Genomic DNA, 19,491 nt, shown 5'->3' with positions numbered 1-19,491 from the left:
TGACAACGGTCTTTGGCGACTGTCCTGATCACTGGAGGAGCCGGCTTCATCGGCAGCCACACCTGTCTCGTCCTGATCGGTGCGGGCCATCGCGTGGTTGTTGTCGACAACCTGCAGAACAGCAGCGTAGAAGCACTTCACCGCGTCGCAGAGCTCTGCAACCTCAGCCCAGGCCAGGCCAGCGGCCACCAGGTGTGGACCTCGGCCACGGGAGAAAGCCAACTGATCTTCATCAACGGTGATATCAGAAGCTCTGAGGATCTGGATCAGGCGTTCCGATGCGGAGGCCCCGGGGAGAGCTCAGAAGTCACGGCCGTTCTGCACTTCGCCGGCCTCAAAGCTGTGGGGGACTCGATCCACCAACCGCTCAGCTACTGGCATGTCAACGTCGAAGGCACGCGCTGCCTGCTGGAGGCCATGCGCCGGCACGCCTGCCGCACCATCGTGTTCAGCAGCACCGCCGCGCTCTACGGCTTCCCCAAGGCGTTGCCGATCCCGGAAAGTTCCTGCATTCAGCCGGCCAATCCCTACGGTCAGACCAAAGCGGCTGTCGAACAGCTGCTGGCCGATGTCGCCCAGAGTGAACCGCGCTGGCGCATCGCGCGATTGCGCTATTTCAACCCCGTCGGCGCCCACCCCAGCGGCTGCATCGGCGAAGACCCCAATGGGGTGCCCTCGAATCTCTTTCCCCTGATCACACAGGTGGCCATGGGGATCCGCCCCCACGTGCAGATCTTCGGCTCCGACTGGCCCACACCCGATGGCACCGGCATCCGCGACTTCATCCATGTGATGGATCTCGCCGAAGGCCATCGGCAGGCTCTGGACGTGCTCCTGGCATCCGACGAACAGATCCTGACCCTCAATCTGGGCAGTGGCCATGGCCATTCTGTGCTCGAAATGATCCAGGCCTTCGAGAGGATCAACGGCTGTCCTGTGGCCTATGAGTTTGCGCCGCGCCGGCCAGGCGATGTGGCAGAGAGTGTGGCCGATTCCTCTGCCGCCAAGCAACTTCTGGGCTGGTCCACCAGGCGAAGTCTGGAGGACATCTGTCGGGATGGGTGGGCCTGGAGACAGCGGAATCGGAACGGCTACCGCAATCGGCGATAGAGCCAGCTCTGCAGGCTGGCCGGCAGGATTCGCAGGCCAAAGGCCGCGAAAGCCCACAGAAGATTCATCGGTGAATACAACCGAAGCTCCCGCATCGCCCGGAGCCGGACGTGGAGGTCCGCCCACGCCTGCTGCCAGCCGCCACGGCGCCGGAAGAAGGCGGAATCACGTTGGAAGTTCAGCAGCGGTTCCGGCAGGTTGGCGAACACAAAGCCCGACCTCGCTGCCGCGATCCAGAGATGATAGTCCTCCGTGCGTTTCACATCTTCGCGGTAACGAAGACCGGACTCAAAAACACGGCGACGCAGCATCACCGTGGGGTGATTCAGGGGATTGCTGCGCGGCAAGGTGGCCACAATGGCAGCGTGGCTGATGGGCATCCGCTTGAGCTGAAGATAGGCGCCGTGCTCATCAACTTCGTGGCAGGCCGTGCCAAGAATGTCAACGTCTTCATGCTCGATCATGTACTGGCGTTGGCACGCCATGCGTTCGGCAAGGGATTCATCATCGGCATCCATTCGCGCCAGGAAGGCAACACCTGGATCCCGCAGCGCCTCCTCAAGAAGCTGGTTGAGGCCGTGGGCGAGTCCTCGGGCTTCCGCCACTTCCCGCAGCACCAGCGTGGCGGGAGCGGCGGCGGCTCGGAACACCTCGGGGTCCGTGAGCCGGCCCCCATCGACGCGCAGGTACAGCAGGTCTCCGGGGGCCAGACTGGAGGCCGTGCTGCGGATGGCCCGCAGGGCCAGGGCCGCCGGTGTGTCCCCCTTCATGCAGAACAGGGTCGCGACGCGCGCCGTCACGGCGCCTGGGTGGCTTGCAAGGGCAGATCGATTTCCACATGGGCCGCCTGGGGAACGAAATCCCGCAGGGACTCGACATCCACCCGCTGCCCGTCGAAGAAGCGCTCCAGCAGGGACTCACTCGAGTAACCGTCGTTTTCGCCGGCCCGGTTGTCGAGGATTGTCTGCACCTTGTTGATCGGCGCGCAGAAGGCGACGGACCGATCGAAACAGAGCAGATCAGGCTTGCTGAAGGCGAAAAGGGAACTGGAGGAGGACAGCACCTGCTCAAGACGGTTGGGGTTGGTGTAGGGGAGCGTCCGCAGCAGGCCGATCAGGTCGGCGAGGCGATAGACGGAACTGGACACCTCGATCGGATAGCCGAAGTCGCCGGTCTGTCCCACCCAGCGAAAACGCAGCCCACCCTCCACGGGCATGAATTCCGGCAACGGCTGAGTACAGCTCATCGAGTAACACGTCGTGGTGTTCCGGCCCACGCGCAGGGAGAAGCCGATGGCGGAGGGCTGCTGCTCCAGGGCCTCCACGATCGCGTGGAACGAAAAGGGCCGCACGAAGATGTTGTCGTCCACGAGAAACAGCAGTTGCTCACAGCTGGCGCGCCAGGAGCGCAGCCGCAGGCGATCCAGCAGCCGGCGCCAGCGGGAGGCAGCGGGGGGTTGCCGCAGACAGGCCAGTAGATCGTGGCGAAAGGAGCGCTCCTCCACCCAATCGATCAGGAGCCGGCCCTGGAACTCCTGCTGCAGCTGGGCGTAACCCTGGGCAAACGCCTCTGAGCTGGTCCGATAGAGCACCGTGACCGGCGTCTGCGCCGCCTCCCGGCAGTGCAGGGCGAACGACGCCAGGGTCGCCTGCAACTGCAAGGGACGATCCTTGGAAAAGATCAGGGTGAGGGTGCGCATCAGAGCTGGGGCGGGGCAGGGAACTGGTCAGTGATCGCCTCCCCCTCCAGAAGGCAGCGGTACAGCCGTTCGTACTGGTCGGCGATGCGCTCCCAGGTGAAGTGGGCCTGCCAGGCCCGGTGGGCAGAGGCGGCCATCCTGGAGCGGGCGGGGGCGTCGGCCACCAGGGCCTCCAGCCGCTGGGTCCCGGCGGCCACATCGGCCCGCATGCTGCCCTCCCGGTCGTCACTGCACTGGGCGGGCAACAGCTGCCCTCCCCCTGTCCAGGCGATGATCTCGGCCGCATTGCCCACCGGCGTGACCAGGAACGGCGTGTGGGAAGCGGCGGCTTCGAACAGCACCAGGGGGGAACACTCGATCCAGGAGGGGAACAGCAGCAGGTCGGCCTCCAGGAAGGCGCTCACCGTGTCGTGACGCGAGAGAGCATGGCCAAGCACCTGCCTGCCAGCCGCCGCGTTGCGCCGCCGGTTGAGCCGCTTCATCACCTGCAGCTGGGTGGGGAAGGCCAGGGCCCGCAGCCCCTTGCCCCGCAGCAGGTGATAGAGGCCCCGGGCCAGCTGGCGCGGCGTCAGGGAGCGGGCCAGGGACTGGGAGAAATCCGGGCTGACCAGCAGCAGGGTGGCCTGCCGCAACTGGGAATGGGAGAAGATGTCGAGCGCTTCGGCCTGCCCCTTGGCCACCGAGAGGTAGCCGGAGACATGCAGGATCAGCAGATCCTGCTCGGAAATCCCGAGCCGGGCCCGCAGGCCAGGGTCGCGGGGGCGCACGAACTCCTCGGCCGCCGCCCCGTTGGGAATGATGGCGATGCGCTCGACGCCCTCCCGGCGGGCGAAGTCGATGTCGCGGTAGGAGTCGGAGAGGAAGACGCAGGTGTCATAGCTGCGCATCCATTCGCCCATGGCGGCGAAATAGGCGGCGAAGGTGGGATCCCCCAGGGCGGAAAAGCCCGTCGGAACGAACACCTTGCGGGCCTTCAGCTGGGGCAGCAGCGGCAGCATCAGGTCGGTGGCCCACTGCTGCGCCGCGAAGTTGACGATCACATCGGCATCGGAGGCGAGCAGGTAACGCTGGTAGCCCGAGACATCCCCCCAGACCCCCACCGCACTCTTCCCCTGGACGTCGAATCCCCTGACCTTCACCCCCTCGATGCTGTCGCCCGTGCGCGCCGGGTCGCTGCGGGTGGCCACGGTGACGTCATGGCCCCGGGCCACCAGCCGCTCGGAGATCTGCCGCACCACCTCCGACATGCCATGGCGGGCCGGCAGATAGGACTCGACCGTATGGAGGATCTTCATGGGCCGGCGGGGCTGGGGCGAACCTACGCCGCAGCCGTGGCGGCGGAATAGAGCAGGGTCATACCAGGGAGGCTGAGGCCGGAATGCACCGCCCGGAAGCGGCCGGGGTGGGCGGACAGGGAGTCCTCAACGGCCTGGCGGGGGCCGACGTTGTAGCCGGATTCGGGGGACTGGAGGAAGGTGTCGTGGAGCAGCAGCACCGGATCGGGGACGGCCGCCAGGATCCCGTCGATCTCCCGCCTGACGCTGGCGTGGCTGTGGTCGCCATCCAGGAAGAACAGGGGGGAAGGGGGACGCCCCGCCCGCTCCCACAGGCCGAGGGATGTGGTCAGGCCGTCGCCCTGGTGGAGCTGGACGCCCTCCAGGCCCCGCACCATGGCGCCCCGCTGGGCGTGGGGGTGTTCCACATGATCGACGTCGTCAGGAAGATCGCAGGAATGGATGGTGGTACGGATATGGAAATACTGGGCAATCTCATGAAAGATGCGCGCCGACTTGCCGATATTGGTGCCCCATTCAAAGATCAGGGACGGCTGAAAACGGCAGACCGTCGCCGTCATCAGCATCAGTTCCTGGAGGGGGAAGGGATGAACGCCGACCACGGGAACCAGCGTCTGGGCCACGAACGCTGAGGTGACCCAGCCATCCACCTCGAATTCCCCGCAGGCGGGATTGCGGGAGGGGTTGGTCGCGCTGAGGAAGGAATCCAGGGAGGTCGAACGTTCGGCGGAGGACCCACGACGATCCAGCAGCCGAGTAAGGAGTCCCATGGTTGTGAATCGGGCGGGCAGGGGGTGTCCTCAGGTAGAGGAGGACATCATCAGGGCATGATCCCACATCTCCGCGAGACCGCTCTGGAGAGAAACATCCGGATGCCATCCGCAGGCAGAGGAAAGCTTCTTCGCATCCAGCACATTGGCCTCCACATCGAATCGTCGTGAGGGCAGATGGCGCACCTGAATGGTATGGCCGGCCGCTTCGGCCAACGGCTGCAGCATGGCGATCACATCGAGATTGCTGGCCCCGATGCCGGTGCCAAGATTATAGATTTCACCATCGCCCCCGAAGTCCAGGGCCGCAAGGATGCCGCTGGCCACATCGCTGACGTGGATGTAATCGCGGATGGTTCCCACTTCGCCATAGATCTCGATCTCACGGCCCGAAAGGATGGCGTCGATGGCAGCGGCGAGGAAACCCTGGCCGGTCCGGGAACGCTGCTGGACGCCGTAGGCGTTGGCCGGCCGCACCACCACCACCGGCAGGTCGCGGGTGTGATGAAACATCAGGGCGTAGTGGTCGATAGTCAGTTTGGTGATGCCATAGGGACTGATGGGAGCCGTCGGGTGGGATTCCGCCATGGGCAGGGCGCAGGGCGGGCCGTAGACCGTGCCTCCGGAGGAAACAAGCAGCAGACGGCGGACCCCCACGGCCATCGCCTCCTCAAGCAATCCGACGCTCCCAGGCAGATTCGCAAGCAAGTCGAAGACGGGATCGCCGTAACTGGTCTTCGGGACGGTGGCGTAGGCCAGGTCGATCACCTCGCAGCTCGGCTCGAGGATCTCCCGCATCTGGGCGCGGTTGCCGAGATCGGCGCAGCAGTAGGTGCAAGCCAGGGAGGCCGTGTGGGTTCCGGGGGGGCGCCGGCCCACGATGGTCACGTCCCGTCCTGAGTCGATCAGGGCTTGACTGACATGGGCACCGATGAAGCCGGCACCGCCGATGACAATCGTCTTGATCACGCTCATATGAACCGCTTTGCCAGACGCCAGATCCGCTTGGCCATATTCCGTAAAGGGCCAGCGGAATTAAGAACGTTGTAGATAGGGGTATTGCGCGACACCCAGTTGGCCTTCATCGCCTGAATGCGGGCAATGGCATCCTGGCGGAGGGGTGTCAGCGCCTCGCCCGAGGCCAGACTCTGGATGGCCAGCAGGAGGACATCCTGCATGCGGCCGAAATCAGGGGATTGCTGCAGCTCCGAAGTGTCACCATGGGTGAGGGCGGCGATGGCACGCACAGAGGGGTCTTCACTGGACAAGCCGGCTGCAGCAGCGATGTTTTCCGCGCAGATCGTGATCAGGCGACTACGGAAAGGGGACGGGCCGATTCGGGACATGCTTCCCGGAATCTCCCGATAGACGAGCAGAATCTCATCAAGGTTCGCGACTGCACCTATCCGAGAAAGTCGGGACCACAGCTCATAGTCTTCCGGTGGCTGGCGTGCAGGGTCTGTCGTATAGCCACCGACCTGCTGCAAAGCGGAACGTCGCAGGAGAACAGAGCTATGGACAAACGGGTTGTTGAACAACAATTGATAGCGCAACGTTGGCTCATCAACAGGATGGCGGTGAAACCGTTCCACGAGACGATCCACCTCCATGATTTGGGCCCATGAACCCACCAGAACACAGTCTTGATGTGCATCCATGTAGGCCACCTGCAAGGCGAGGCGATCGGGATGAGATAGGTCATCTTGGTCTTGGCGGGCAACGTATGTACCGCGGGCCACTGAAATGCCCCTGTTTAGAGTCGCCGCTAAGCCAATATTATCTTGGCGAATCAAGCGGATTCGCGAGTCGGACAGGGTGCTCAAGACCGAAGAAGATCCGTCTGTGGAGCCATCGTCAAGAATGATAAGCTCGTAGTCGAAGTAAGTCTGCGAGAGCACGCTTTCAACAGCAGCCTTAAGGAATGAAATGCCGTTATAAACGGGAAGCAAGATTGAGACCCTTGGAGCTCGTGTCATCTTGGATAACGTCAAATAGACCCAGAGCTGGAGGGGGCCCAAAAGTCACGCTGGACAAAAATGGTATTTATATTGGTGTCAGCATACACAAAGTAGCCAAGCCCTGTCATCAAATCAAAGATGTCTGTCTGCTTCAATCCCCTTCCGACAGTTGAGTAGGAGATTGTTTCTACGCAGACTACTTTTGGCAGGAGTTCAAGCCGCTTAAACTGCTCCAAAATCATCAAGTCATGACCCTCAACATCTAAACTCAAGAAGTCGGGACCTTTTGAGTAAGAATACTCATGAAGAAGTGCGTCGAGGGTAAGGCAGCGCACAGCCACAACTCGCACATCGTCACCAGGGTTGAGATGCCTAGGCTCAACAGTTGAAAGGGTCGAGGAAGAAGCCGGAATCAAAAGATCAATGCTTCCACAATAGCTAGTAATGGCAATCTGAAGATTCACGTCTTCAGGCCTATGCATGTAGAATTCGCCAATCAGATCGGGATTGGGCTCTACGTTGATGCCTCGACATCCAGTGGCATAAAGCATAGCAGTATTGCTCAAGGCCAATGGATGATGAGCTCCAATATCTAAATATGTAGGGCGAGAGACTCCCCGATTCGAAAAGATATATTTGACAATGCTATCTTCGCCTGATTGAGATGCAGTAGCTTTCAGAATACCCCCAGCAGAGCCTGAAGTAGCAAGAAGCTTGAATGCCCACGGTAGCGCCGGCCCTAACAAGTGAACACCAGCATCCGTCGCACCATCAGATGCTAGCCATTTTGCACAAAGCATCGTCACAGTTGTTTTATCGTGGATAGGAATATCCATCGTTTCAAGCAGCCTAAATAGCCTCCGTAAAAGGCTCAAGACTATGGCTGTCACTTGGGGCTTTCGTGATCGAAGCAAAGCATTCATTCACCAAGCTCCTTCAAAAGGGGATCCCCAACAAGATCGTGCCTAGAGACGTGGAAATAGCCTGGATTGACATATAGATGGTCACCAAATCCTTCCGATACTGACTTGAGTATTAGGACAAAACCGAGCGAACTCAAGAATTCTGAAATGGCTTCAGAGTTAGGTTGGTCTTTATAGATTTGATGATCCGATACCTCTACCCAGATCACACCTGTTCTTCGCAGCAGGCTTTTGGCAGACGAAAATGCCCTAAGCTCAGCTCCTTGAATATCAATATGCATAAAGTCAATATTGTCAATGCGATAAGCCAAGGCAAAATAGTCAAGTGTAATGGTCTGCACTTGAAGATTCCTGGAGAATTTTAGCCAGGGATGGTGCCGGAACATCAATGCTGCTGGAGGTAGAAGCGAACTAGACTTATTGCCATAGTCCCAGCCTGTAGATTCAGACGCTTCTGGAGGTTGCCCAGAGGATATACTCAGGGTTGCCATTCCATTGGCATCGGAAACAGCTGCTTCAATTAGTTTAAATCTTGGATGATAGTCACTTCCGATTAACTTCTTGATCCTACTAATATTTTTGGGATATGGTTCAAATGCATGAACTACAGCCAGTGGAAACTCTCGAAGATAGCGCAGAGAATCTTCTCCTTCACAACAGCCAATATCAAGAATGGACCTAAGGGGGACATCCTTAAAAAGGAAGCGGAGGATCGCTAGATGTGGGGGTACGTCCCTCAAGTACTGGTTGAGATCCATCACTAAACTGAATCTGATTGGATAGCGTGTGAAACAAAGAGATGAATCACGAAGCCTATGAATATGAAAGAACTATCAACGAGTCTGACCACCAAGCCACATCTCAGCATCACATTCACTTGAGCCCTTGACTTCCACCCATTGGAATAATACTTCATCAAGAGCCGACCACCGACAGCCCAGGGATCATCGTCGCTCCGCCAGGAAACAATCGCCATTCTCGCTGACTGATGGGTTGATGATCGAGGAATCCTTTCGCGACTTGCGCGATTTTACATATTGCCACAAGTCGCTTAGGAAGGAAGGGGCAAAGGTTCATCAGTAATCGCAACGTATCCTATTCCGCAAACCAAGGCAATATGCACAAAAGGGTGCCATTAAGTAAGCCACGAAAGCGATTACCCTAGAACGAAGGCGGCAGGGTAGAGCGTCATCAAAGAGTACTTGGAAGATTCTACCGAGACTATGCAGACGAAGGTCCTGACCCAAACGAACAGTAATCTCAAACCCATCGTACATCGCATACTTATCGTAGATATACATTGTTTCACGCAGCTTCAAAGACTGGTCGTTCTCAACAGCAGTTGTGATCTGGGTGGAAGCTCCAAAAGTCACATTGACTAGCGGCTTCGGCAAGTACACGAGTCCTCCAGCTTGAATCAGCCCGATGTACGCTTCCACGTCAACGAGCCATACTAGGTGCTGGTCAAATCCCTTCATGGCAACGCGCCGAAAAAGCGTCACACTCGGGCAACCAATCCGATTTGCAAATAGCATCTGGTACACATGCTGCCGATCGAGCAGAACAGATCCTCTGTGTTCTCCAAAGGGAGCATGGGTGAACTCATAATCAGTGCCACCTCGATAGGCATGGCAGCTACTAAATATCAATGGACTACCGCTGGCTTCTAGCGCAGCCTCGGCAAAATACGAAAGGCTAGACGAAGTCGCAAACCAGTCATCATGATGCATCATTTTTATCCAATCGCCCTGGGATAGAGACAGGCAGTAATTCCAGTTCGCTGGCGATCCGAGTCGATTGGCGTTATGTAGATACTGGAATCCAGGAAGATGTGAAAAAGGAGCAACAACTGACTTGAGTACAGCGCTGGGTGTATCGTCGGCAATAATGAGCTCATAGTCAAGGAAGTCTTGATCGGCAATTGATACCAACAACCTCTCCAGACTGACTTGGTTTCGATATGTCGGGACACAGATTGAAATCAGTGGCATCACTTAGAAGTTGATACGACTTCTAAGAGAATAGTATTTTCGCAAAAGCCTCCGATCGACATCTATCCACTTCTCCGTCATCTCGCTTAAGCCGGTCTTTGACTGAACTCTGCATATAGCCAGGAATTGGTATGTAAATGCCAAGGGATCAGCTTTCATCTGCAAGAGTGTAAGCATATTTAAAGGGTAGTCCTGCAGCTTCTTTTCCATGCAAAAAGGACTGCGTCCTAAATGATATATCGTTTCAATTTCAAGGCCTGCATCGGAAATGAGTCGCTTCAGGCTAGCCTTTGTGAAGAATCTCAGATGACTCCTCTCCAAAATGCCCCAGTCTGAATAAGTCCAGCTCCCATGAAGTAGCTCAGCACGAATGGGCGCGAAAGCAACATTAGGGAGACTAATCCAAATGCGTCCATCAGCTCCAAGTAAAGCACTAGCCAAAGAAAGCGTTTCACTTGGGTCCACAGTATGCTCAATCACATCTGCGAGAACAACATGATCATAAGTAGTGGGCGATAAATGCTCCATCACTTCAGCCAGAGCGCCATGATGAAGATGCCGATAGTGACATGACGCGAGACTCACAGCATCAGCCGAGGGTTCAACACCATCAATACAGAGTGAAATACCTCTTGCCAAGAAGAGCTGAGCCAAGACACCGTTACCGGCACCTACGTCTAATACAGTAGTTCCACTCTTGATGCCTTCGCTTATCAAGCAAAGAGGGTTGGCAGGATCAAGCAATATTCGTCCGACTGATTCGGAGTCCATGCCATAAGTAGCTACTGGACGACGAAACATACTGCCGCCTGTCATGACCCTGCCAGCTTCAATGCGTCCTCCTCTCCAGTGCCCTTCCTCCAAAAAATGCCAATTCCATCAATTTCTTGAATTGGCTCAAGAATAGAATGCTCTTTACGGAAGTCTGCTACGGCTTGAGCACACGAGCGAATACAGTAGTCATCAATGATGATGTAGCCAAGGTGACTAAGCTTATGATACAGGGACTCCAATGCGACAATGGTGGATTCATACATGTCTCCGTCAAGTCTCAATACAGAAATAGACTGAATAGGGAGACTAGGCAGGGTATCTTTAAACCATCCCTTAACAAAGCAGACTTGATCATCCAAGAGATCATACTTAGAAAAGTTAGCTTTTACATCCTCGAGACCTACCTTTAAGAAATCAAGTTTATAGTGCTCATCATTGGCATCTTCCGGATAGTCGTCAGGGTTTGGCTTAGGCAGTCCTTCAAACGAATCCGCAACCCAAACGCGACGCGAATGCTGGCCCAAGACATTAAAGACACCCTTGGCAAAGATACTGGCTCCTCCTCGCCATACCCCTGTTTCAATAAAATCGCCAGGGACATCATCTCTAATCACCTGTGAGAGACATTCATAAAGATTATTCATCCGTTTGACTCCAATCATCGAGTGGGCTACTGCCGGCCAATCAAGACCGCCCTGCCTCTTCTCAACGTCAAAATGCTCAATTCTGAACACTTGCGTTTCATCCCCCAAAAGACGCTTCACCAATCGGCTCTTCCACCGTGGCATGGCGACCTGTTGAATAATTGGATCTTCGTATATGGTGTTGAGCAGTGTCTTTTTTAAGAGTTCTATATACGCAATGACGGCATGGTCATGCAGAGACGATTCATCTGCCATCTAGGAAGTCCGCGGAGGCAATGGATTGCAATTGTAGCCCACGCAGGAAAAGCGTACTGGACCCCAGCTAGGGTCGGAAATCTGAAAATGCTGCTGCTCTGAAGGGGGCACACGAAATGAGGCACATTTCTGAACGGAGTCCAGCGTTTCCCCACGATTGATTAAAGAAACGTCCAGATAGTACTTTCCTGGAACAAGTGAAAGGGTGCTTATCAAGAAAGAATAACTAAAACAGCCATCAACGATTTGGATAGGCTCATCTGACTGGGAAGCCAGATATGTTCCAATTCTAGCTCCAGATTCTTGATTAACTCCAATAGCAAGTGTCAAATACTTGCTACTTGCAACTGCACTAAGAGGCAGGATGCCCTCGATGAAGATTTCAACCGACCCATTAGATTGCGGCTTAGGCATGCTATTTGGGACATAACGGCTTTCGACCCGTCGTAAAGTAGACGGGAATGTCCCACCTCTTTCAATGTACTCGAGATCTCCTTTTTTCTGTTGAGAAAGAAGTTGAAAATAAGTGTCGGCGGCCTCACTTGCTGAGCCATCAAAGAAGATCCGTCCAGATTCAAAGATAATAGCTCGATCACATAGTGTAGTAACCGCATCCATATTATGGCTAACAAAGATAACCGTTCTTCCCTTCTCTCCCAACGACTGCATACGCCCTAAGCATTTTTTCTGGAACTCGGCATCACCAACGGAAAGGACCTCATCAATAATCAATACCTCCGGCTCCAGATTGGCGGCGACAGCAAAGGCAAGCCTTACGTACATTCCACTGGAGTAGCGCTTAACAGGGGTGTCGATGAAGCGATCAACTTCAGCAAAGGCAACAATTTCATCAAAAATATCATCGATTTGACGTCGTCGCATACCCAATAGAGTTCCATTTAAATATATATTTTCACGGCCAGTCAACTCAGGGTGAAAGCCTGTACCGACTTCTAGCAAAGAACCCACGCGCCCACTAATTTCAGCAAGACCTGTTGTTGGTTCAGTGATTCGCGAAAGTATTTTCAGAAATGTACTCTTACCAGCTCCATTACGACCAATCACCCCAAGAACTTGACCACGAGGTACATCGAAACTTACATCTCGCAATGCCCAAAAGGTCTCATGTCTGAGCTTTTGTGGTGACCTGATCCAAGGCCAACGCTTTGAGCGTCTATGACTATCATCGTCATCCGGCTGACTGCGCAGATGATTAATTTGATATGACTTACTTATGGAATGAACCTGGATGGCTAAATCTGACGGTTTGTCATTGAAAGAGCTCATACAATATCCGCGAATCCTCTTTCAATTCTTTGAAACACCATCATGCCACTAGCTAGAGAGACTCCAACACCTACGATCATACTGACCAACATAGTAGAGTTCAAGGATTGAGTTCCCAAAATTGACCAACGAAAACCTTCCACAAGCCCAACCGTAGGGTTAAGCGAATACAAAAAGATCCATCTCTTTGGAATCAACTCCGAAGAATACACCACAGGAGTCAAGTAGTTCCATGCTTGCAAAACGAAAGGAACGGCATATCCAAAATCACGGCTATAGACGTTCAGGGAAGATACAACCAGCGTGACTCCTAGGCCCATCATAAATGCTGAAAGAATGAATAATGGGGCAAAAAGCAGGTGCCAGCCAATTACGGTACCAAAAATGGCCATAAGAACTGCTAGTACAACCATCCCAACCATGCAATCAACCACCACCGAGGAAATAGCCGCTAAAGGAATGATGATTCTTGGAAAGTAGATTTTGGACATGAGGTTGGCGTTGCCAACTAGGCTGACACCTGCACGACCGACAATGTTATTGAAAAGACTCCAAGGGACCAAACCGGTGAAAACCACTAGCAGATATGGCTGCCCATCACTGGGAAGACGGGCGAAGTTGCCGAACAGCACGGCGAAGATAATGGCCGGCACCAGCGGCTGCAGGATCACCCAGACCACACCCAGACTCGTCTGCTTGTAACGCAGCTTGATGTCGCGCAGAGACAAGAAATACAGGAGATCGCGATACTCAAAGATCTCCTTCCACTCAAAGAATGAAAAGCGACGCTTGGGCTGAATGCGAGTGACGCTCATACAGCGAGGCTAGGGCGGTCTGGGCAGGCTGTCATGCCGCCACCCTGTCGACCTCAGACCACCAGCAGGCTCATGCCCCAGTTCACCAGCACCAGGGCCACCCAGGCGGCACCGCCGATCAGGATCAGGCGGTTGGAGCGGCCGCTGTCCTCGGTGCTCGCGTACAGCACCGGCACCGCCACGATCAGGGCGAAGGACATCACCACCAGGGCCAGAACGGTGAGGGTATTGAGGATCTGCATGGGGCAGGAAGGCTCGAGGCCGGATCGGCAGCGTGGGTGATCCTGCCATGCAGAGCGGGACCCGGCCCGTCGCCGGAGCCATCCGTCACACGTTGTCGGGCGCGAACAGATCCCCGGCCGCCGCCAGGGCCCCGAGGCTGGGGGCGGCGGCGTCCTTGGGGGCCAGCAGGGGTTGGTGCGGGTCCGGCAGCTCCCCCAGGGGCCAGTCGATGCCGATCGCCGGGTCGTTCCAGGCCAGGGAGCGCTCGCACTCCCGGCTCCAGTAGCCGGCGGTCTTGTACTGCACCTCGGCCACCGCGCTGAGGGTGAGGAAGCCATGGGCGAAGCCCACCGGCACCCACAACTGGTGCTGGTTCTCGGCGCTGAGCCGCTCGCCCACCCAGTGGCCCAGGGTGGCGGAGTCCTGGCGCAGGTCGACGGCCACATCGAACACCTCCCCGAGCGTGCAGCGCACGAGCTTGCCCTGGGCGTGAGGCTGCCGCTGGAAATGCAGGCCCCGCAACACCCCCTGCAGGGAGCGGGAGTGGTTGTCCTGCACGAACTCCGGGGCGTCGGCGTCCGCCTTTCCGAGGGCATCGGCGAAGCGGCGCCGGTTCCAGCTCTCGCTGAACCAGCCGCGCTCATCGGCGTACACCGCCGGGGTGAGCAGCAGGGGGCCTTCGATGGGCAGGAACTGCACGTTCATCGCTGGGGCTCCAGGGCCAGGTGGTCGCTGGCGGCCTCCTGCAGCAGGCGCAGCAGGTAGTCGCCGTAGCCGGATTTCTTCAAGGGCAGGGCCAGGCGCTCCAGCTGGCCGTGGTCGATCCAGCCCAGGCGCCAGGCCACCTCCTCGGGGCAGCCCACCTTGAGGCCCTGGCGTTTTTCCAGGGTGCGGATGTAGCTGGCGGCCTCGTGCAGGGAATCGGGGGTGCCGGTGTCCAGCCAGGCCATGCCGCGACCCATCAGCTCCACCCGCAGCAGGCCCTCATCGAGGTAGAGCTGGTTGAGGTCGGTGATCTCCAGTTCGCCCCGCGGCGACGGGCGCACCTGGCGGGCCCGCTCCACCACCGTGTGGTCGTAGAAGTACAGGCCCGTCACGGCGTAGCGGCTGCGCGGCTGGGCTGGCTTCTCCTCGATGCTCAGCACCCGGCCCTCGCCGCTGAACTCCACCACCCCGTAGCGCTCCGGGTCGCTCACCGGGTAGGCAAACACCGTCGCCCCCGGCCACTCGCCGTTAGCCCCCTGCAGCTGGGGGATCAGGTCGTGGCCATGGAACAGGTTGTCGCCCAGAACCAGGGCCGCCGGGGCGCCAGCGAGGAAATCGGCACCGATCAGGAACGCCTGGGCCAGGCCGTCGGGGCTGGGCTGAACCGCGTAGCGGATCACCATGCCCCAGGCCGAGCCGTCCCCCAGCAAGCGCTCGAAGGCGGGCTGGTCGGTGGGGGTGGTGATCACCAGCACCTCGCGGATGCCCGCCAGCATCAACGTGCTGAGCGGGTAGTAGACCATCGGCTTGTCATACACCGGCACCAGCTGCTTGCTGACGGCGGTGGTGAGGGGGGCCAGGCGCGTGCCGCTGCCCCCCGCCAGGATGAGTCCCTTGCGGTTCATGGCTGTTGCTTGGGCAGGGCCGCCATCAGGCTGCCCATCTCCAGGGCCTGGAGGCCGTAGCTCCAGCCCAGGTTGCTCTTGATGCCGGCCCGCTCCAGGGCCTGTTGCAGGGTGTCGGTGGTGAGCACCCCGAAGATCACCGGAACACCGGTGTCGCGGGCCACGGCGGCCACGCCCTTACTCACCTCGGCCACAACCACGTCGAAGTGGGGCGTGTCGCCGCGGATCACCGCCCCCAGGGTGATCACCACCTGGTAGCGGCCGCTGGCGGCCAGCCGCTGGGCCACAAGGGGGATCTCGAAACTGCCCGGCACCCAGGCCACGTCGAGCTGGCTGCTCCCGGGGCTCACATCAATGCCATGGCGGGAAAGGGAATCGAGGCAGCCGCTCAGCAGCTTGCCGGTCACCAGATCGTTGAAGCGGGCGATCACCAGGCCGATCCGCAGATCGGCGACATCGGTGAAGCGGCCTTCGAAAACCGTCAAGGGATCAGACCACGCAGAAGCTCACGACCCAGTTGAGCAGCATCAGGGCCTCCTCCGCCAGCGTCGGGGCGTCTCCAGGGGGATCTCCCTGGCAGGCCCCCTACGATCGGGGCGCTCCAGGCGGCGGGCCCATGGCCAGGGAAGTGCAGCAGCAGCTCCCGCTCGCGGACGACTCCGGACTGCAGGGCGACCTGTTCGGGGGTGACGTGGCTCCGGCGCCCGAAGGCGAGGGCGAAGGTGGCTTGGATGACCAGACCCTGCTCGCCGATGCCAGCGCCCGGCCCCGGGCTCGGCGGCGGCCGGCGACCCCGAAGCCGGAACCGGAGCCCGCCAAGGGCGGCAGCCCGGAGCCTGAGGACGACCTGCCCCGCTGGCACCACCATTCCCTGGTGGACCCGGCGGCGCTCACCCCGGTGCTGCGCCACTACGTGGAGCTGAAGGCGGCCCATCCGGATCGGGTGTTGCTCTACCGCCTCGGCGACTTCTTCGAATTCTTCTTCGAGGACGCGATCCTGCTCTCGCGCCTGCTGGAGCTCACCCTCACGGGCAAGGACGCCGGCAAGGCCCTGGGCCGGGTGCCGATGGCGGGCATCCCCCACCACGCTGCCGAGCGCTACTGCGCCGACCTGGTGCGCCGCGGCCTCAGCGTGGCGCTGTGCGACCAGCTGGAGGCCACCCCCGCCAAGGGGGCCCTGCTGCGCCGGGGCATCACCCGGGTGCTGACCCCCGGCACGGTGCTGGAGGAGGGGATGCTGGCGGCCCGCCGCAACAACTGGCTCTGCGCCGTGGTGCTCGACGGGGACGGCAGCCACGCCGGCCGCTGGGGCCTGGCCGTCGCCGATGTCAGCACCGGTGAGTTCCGGCTGACCGAACGGGACGGCAGCGGCAGCCTGCACCAGGAGCTGCTGCAGCTGGAGCCGGCCGAGGTGGTCTGGCCCGGCCAGGGGGAGGCGCGCCCCTGGTGCCCTGAGGGTTTGCGGCTCACCCCCCTGGCCCGCACCCCCTTTGAAACCACCGAAGCCGCCGCCCTGCTGCGCCGCCGTTTCCGACTGGCCAGCCTCGATGGCCTGGGGCTGGGGGAAGCGCCCCTGGCGCTGCGGGCCGCCGGGGGCCTGCTGGCCTACCTGGACACGACCCAACCGGTAGCTGATCCGTCTCCATCGGCGGAGGTGGCCGGCACCGCGATCCCCCTGGAGAGGCCCCGGCTCTGGCACGCCGGCGACCAGCTGGTGCTCGACGCCCAGACCCGCCGCAACCTGGAACTCACCCGCACCCAGCTGGGCGGCTCCCTGCAGGGCTCCCTGCTCTGGGCCCTCGACCGCACCGCCACCGCCATGGGCGGCCGCTGCCTGCGGCGCTGGATCGAAGCCCCCCTGGTGGACCTGCCGGCGATCCTGGAGCGCCAGGAGGCGGTAAGCGAGCTGGTGGAGCAGCGGCCCCTGCGGCTGGGTCTGCGCCGGCTGCTGCGGCCCATGGGAGATCTGGAGCGCCTGGCGGGCCGGGCCGGCGCCGGCAGTGCCTCCGCCCGCGACCTGGTGGCCCTCGCCGATGGCCTCGAGCGCCTGCCCCGCCTGGCGGCCCTAGTGGCCTCCTGCCGCAGCGGCCCCCTGGCGGCCCTCAAGGGTCCCTGGCCCGAGCTGGCCGTCCTGGCCGAGCAGGTGCGCCACCACCTGGTGGAGATGCCGCCCCTGTCGCTGAGCGAGGGCGGCCTGCTCCATGACGGCGTCGACCCGGTGCTCGACGGCCTGCGCAACCAGCTCGACGACCAGGAGGCCTGGCTCTCCCGGCAGGAGGCGATCGAACGGCGGGCCAGCGGCAACCCCAACCTGCGCCTCCAGTACCACCGCAGCTTCGGCTACTTCCTGGCCGTGAGCCGGGCCCGGGCCGCCGCGGTGCCAGAGCACTGGATCCGCCGCCAGACCCTGGCCAACGAAGAACGCTTCGTCACCCCCGAGCTCAAGGGCCGCGAAGGCCGGATCCTGCAGCTGCGCGCCCGCACCTGCCAGCGGGAGTACGACCTGTTCTGCGAGCTGCGCCGCAGCGTTGGGGAAGCGGCAGAGCCCGTGCGGGCGGCCGCCCGGCGGGTGGCGGAACTCGATGCCCTGGCCTCCCTGGCGGAGGTGGCGGCCACCGGCGGCTACTGCCGGCCCGAGCTCAGCCAGGGGCGCGAGCTCGTGATCGAGGCGGGGCGGCATCCGGTGGTGGAGCAGCTGCTGGTCGACGCGTCCTTCACCCCCAACGACCTGCAACTGGGCGACCCGGCACCGGATCTGATCGTGCTCACCGGGCCGAATGCCAGCGGCAAGAGCTGCTATCTGCGCCAGAGCGGACTGCTGCAGCTGATGGCCCAGATCGGCAGCTGGATCCCGGCACGCTCCGCCCGGCTCGGCATCGCCGACCGCATCTTCACCCGAGTGGGAGCCGTGGACGACCTGGCCAGCGGCCAGTCCACCTTCATGGTGGAGATGGCCGAAACGGCCAACATCCTTCACCACGCCAGCCCCCGGTCCCTGGTGCTGCTCGATGAGATCGGCCGGGGCACGGCCACCTTCGACGGCCTCTCGATCGCCTGGGCCGTCGCCGAGCACCTGGCCGACGGCATCGGCGCACGCACCATCTTCGCCACCCATTACCACGAGCTCAACGAGCTCGCCGAGCTGCTGCCCAACGTGGGCAATGCCCAGGTCCTGGTGGAGGAAACCGGCAACGACCTGGTCTTCCTGCACCGGGTCTGCCGGGGCGGTGCCAGCCGCAGCTACGGCATCGAAGCGGCCCGGCTCGCCGGGGTGCCCGCCTCGGTGGTGCTGCGGGCCCGCCAGGTGCTGGGCCGCATCGAGGCCAACAGCCATGTGGCGGTGGGTCTTCAGGGGGGATCGAGAGCCGCCTGATCCTGGGCCGCCTGATCCAGCCAGGCCCGGCGCAACAAGGCATTGGCGGCGGCGCCCACCAGGCCGGCACCGCCCTTGCTGCCCTCCAGCCGGATCTGGGGGAGGGCGCTGGCGGCCAGATGGCGCTTGCTCTCGGCCACCCCCACGAACCCCACCGGCATGCCGATCACCAGGGCCGGGGCGACGATGGTTCCGGCCTCGACCAGCTCCAGCAGACGCTCCAGGGCCGTGGGGGCACTGCCCACCAGCACCACCGCCCCCGGGTGCTCCAGCAGCGCCCGCTCCATGCCCGCCGCCGCCCGGGTGCCACCGGCGGGAGCCACGGCCGGCGCCCAGGTCAGCACCGAATGCACCGGATTGTCGAAGGTGCGCCGGGCCATGGGGGCCACGGCCGCCGCGGCCATCGCCGTGTCGGTGAGGATCGGCGCGCCGGCCGCCAGGGCTTTGAGGCCGGCGGCGCAAGCCCCGGGGCCGAGGCGCAGATCCGGCGCCAGGCCCAGGTCGCCGCTGCTGTGCACCAGGCGCTCCAGAACCTCCTGCTCCACCCCCTCCAGCCCTGTCGAGCCCAGCCAGGCCCGGATGCGCCGCACGCTCTCCTGGAAGATCGGGTGATCCAGCGAGGCCTCGACGCTGTTGCTCGCCTGGCTCGCCATGTGGGTACCCGGAGGGGATGCGGGGAGGCTACGGGACGCCGCACCCTGGCAAGAGGTGGTGTCCTTACAGGCCCATTTGAGGCCTGTACATTGTGTACAGAACTTGATTTCG

Annotated in this window: 20 protein-coding genes; 2 read left to right on the top strand and 18 right to left on the bottom strand. The window is 60.4% G+C overall.

The window, feature by feature from the left end; translation table 11 throughout:
• Positions 1-12 precede the first annotated feature (12 nt).
• Complete coding sequence (gene galE, locus KQ305_RS15225; protein ID WP_259726241.1) at positions 13-1,110, top strand: UDP-glucose 4-epimerase GalE; 1,098 nt, start codon at positions 13-15, stop codon at positions 1,108-1,110.
• On the opposite strand, the gene KQ305_RS15220 is transcribed toward galE, so the two are convergent.
• The 17 genes from KQ305_RS15220 to ribH form a co-directional block, all read right to left on the bottom strand.
• A complete protein-coding gene (locus tag KQ305_RS15220) occupies positions 1,092-1,910 on the bottom strand; it encodes a hypothetical protein (protein WP_259726240.1) in 819 nt (272 codons plus the stop codon). The two genes, galE and KQ305_RS15220, sit on opposite strands and share 19 nt — an antisense overlap.
• The gene (locus KQ305_RS15215) at positions 1,907-2,809 is read right to left on the bottom strand and encodes a hypothetical protein (protein WP_259726239.1); all 903 of its coding nucleotides are present in this window, start codon (positions 2,807-2,809) and stop codon (positions 1,907-1,909) included. Before KQ305_RS15215 ends, KQ305_RS15220 begins: the two co-directional genes overlap by 4 nt.
• On the bottom strand, positions 2,809-4,104 hold the full coding sequence (locus KQ305_RS15210) for a glycosyltransferase family 4 protein (protein WP_259726237.1): 1,296 nt from the start codon (positions 4,102-4,104) through the stop codon (positions 2,809-2,811). Before KQ305_RS15210 ends, KQ305_RS15215 begins: the two co-directional genes overlap by 1 nt.
• Before the next feature lie 23 nt (positions 4,105-4,127).
• Positions 4,128-4,874 (bottom strand): CmcI family methyltransferase, encoded by a 747-nt coding sequence (locus KQ305_RS15205; RefSeq protein ID WP_259726236.1) that lies wholly within the window; start codon positions 4,872-4,874, stop codon positions 4,128-4,130.
• A gap of 30 nt (positions 4,875-4,904) precedes the next feature.
• On the bottom strand, positions 4,905-5,849 hold the full coding sequence (locus KQ305_RS15200; protein WP_259726235.1) for an NAD-dependent epimerase/dehydratase family protein: 945 nt from the start codon (positions 5,847-5,849) through the stop codon (positions 4,905-4,907).
• Entirely contained in the window at positions 5,846-6,850 is a 1,005-nt protein-coding gene (locus tag KQ305_RS15195) for a glycosyltransferase (protein ID WP_259726261.1), read from the bottom strand. The genes KQ305_RS15200 and KQ305_RS15195 overlap by 4 nt, the downstream gene beginning before the upstream one ends.
• An 11-nt stretch (positions 6,851-6,861) precedes the next feature.
• Positions 6,862-7,668, bottom strand: coding sequence for an FkbM family methyltransferase (locus tag KQ305_RS15190; RefSeq protein WP_259726234.1), 807 nt, complete (start codon positions 7,666-7,668; stop codon positions 6,862-6,864).
• Positions 7,669-7,751: 83 nt separating this feature from the next.
• Positions 7,752-8,513, bottom strand: coding sequence for an FkbM family methyltransferase (locus tag KQ305_RS15185; RefSeq protein ID WP_259726233.1), 762 nt, complete (start codon positions 8,511-8,513; stop codon positions 7,752-7,754).
• A 318-nt stretch (positions 8,514-8,831) separates the two neighbouring features.
• Positions 8,832-9,746 carry a glycosyltransferase family 2 protein gene (locus tag KQ305_RS15180; protein WP_259726232.1) on the bottom strand — a complete coding sequence of 305 codons (915 nt, stop codon included), beginning with the start codon at positions 9,744-9,746 and terminating at the stop codon, positions 8,832-8,834.
• 3 nt (positions 9,747-9,749) lie between these two features.
• The gene (locus tag KQ305_RS15175; RefSeq protein WP_259726231.1) at positions 9,750-10,562 is read right to left on the bottom strand and encodes a bifunctional 2-polyprenyl-6-hydroxyphenol methylase/3-demethylubiquinol 3-O-methyltransferase UbiG; all 813 of its coding nucleotides are present in this window, start codon (positions 10,560-10,562) and stop codon (positions 9,750-9,752) included.
• Positions 10,559-11,419 carry a TylF/MycF family methyltransferase gene (locus KQ305_RS15170; protein ID WP_259726230.1) on the bottom strand — a complete coding sequence of 287 codons (861 nt, stop codon included), beginning with the start codon at positions 11,417-11,419 and terminating at the stop codon, positions 10,559-10,561. The genes KQ305_RS15175 and KQ305_RS15170 overlap by 4 nt, the downstream gene beginning before the upstream one ends.
• Positions 11,420-12,706, bottom strand: coding sequence for an ABC transporter ATP-binding protein (locus tag KQ305_RS15165; RefSeq protein WP_259726228.1), 1,287 nt, complete (start codon positions 12,704-12,706; stop codon positions 11,420-11,422).
• Complete coding sequence (locus KQ305_RS15160) at positions 12,703-13,521, bottom strand: ABC transporter permease (protein ID WP_259726227.1); 819 nt, start codon at positions 13,519-13,521, stop codon at positions 12,703-12,705. Before KQ305_RS15160 ends, KQ305_RS15165 begins: the two co-directional genes overlap by 4 nt.
• A 53-nt stretch (positions 13,522-13,574) precedes the next feature.
• Positions 13,575-13,763, bottom strand: coding sequence for a photosystem II reaction center protein PsbZ (psbZ, locus tag KQ305_RS15155; RefSeq protein WP_094584244.1), 189 nt, complete (start codon positions 13,761-13,763; stop codon positions 13,575-13,577).
• Between the two features lie 85 nt (positions 13,764-13,848).
• Positions 13,849-14,448, bottom strand: a complete 600-nt coding sequence (gene rfbC / locus KQ305_RS15150; RefSeq protein ID WP_259726226.1) for a dTDP-4-dehydrorhamnose 3,5-epimerase — start codon at positions 14,446-14,448, stop codon at positions 13,849-13,851.
• Complete coding sequence (gene rfbA / locus KQ305_RS15145; RefSeq protein ID WP_259726225.1) at positions 14,445-15,353, bottom strand: glucose-1-phosphate thymidylyltransferase RfbA; 909 nt, start codon at positions 15,351-15,353, stop codon at positions 14,445-14,447. Before rfbA ends, rfbC begins: the two co-directional genes overlap by 4 nt.
• Complete coding sequence (gene ribH / locus KQ305_RS15140) at positions 15,350-15,838, bottom strand: 6,7-dimethyl-8-ribityllumazine synthase (protein WP_259726224.1); 489 nt, start codon at positions 15,836-15,838, stop codon at positions 15,350-15,352. The genes rfbA and ribH overlap by 4 nt, the downstream gene beginning before the upstream one ends.
• A 131-nt stretch (positions 15,839-15,969) precedes the next feature.
• Here ribH and mutS point away from each other — a divergent pair, with 131 nt between their 5' ends.
• Positions 15,970-18,726, top strand: coding sequence for a DNA mismatch repair protein MutS (gene mutS / locus KQ305_RS15135; RefSeq protein ID WP_259726260.1), 2,757 nt, complete (start codon positions 15,970-15,972; stop codon positions 18,724-18,726).
• On the opposite strand, the gene KQ305_RS15130 is transcribed toward mutS, so the two are convergent.
• Positions 18,702-19,379 (bottom strand): precorrin-8X methylmutase, encoded by a 678-nt coding sequence (locus tag KQ305_RS15130; protein ID WP_259726223.1) that lies wholly within the window; start codon positions 19,377-19,379, stop codon positions 18,702-18,704. The genes mutS and KQ305_RS15130 overlap by 25 nt on opposite strands.
• Between the last annotated feature and the right edge of the window lie 112 nt (positions 19,380-19,491).

The sequence above is a fragment of the Synechococcus sp. CS-1332 genome, assembly GCF_025127995.1.
Taxonomy (GTDB): Bacteria; Cyanobacteriota; Cyanobacteriia; order PCC-6307; family Cyanobiaceae; genus Cyanobium.
This window is presented reverse-complemented; position numbering and strand designations above follow the sequence as displayed.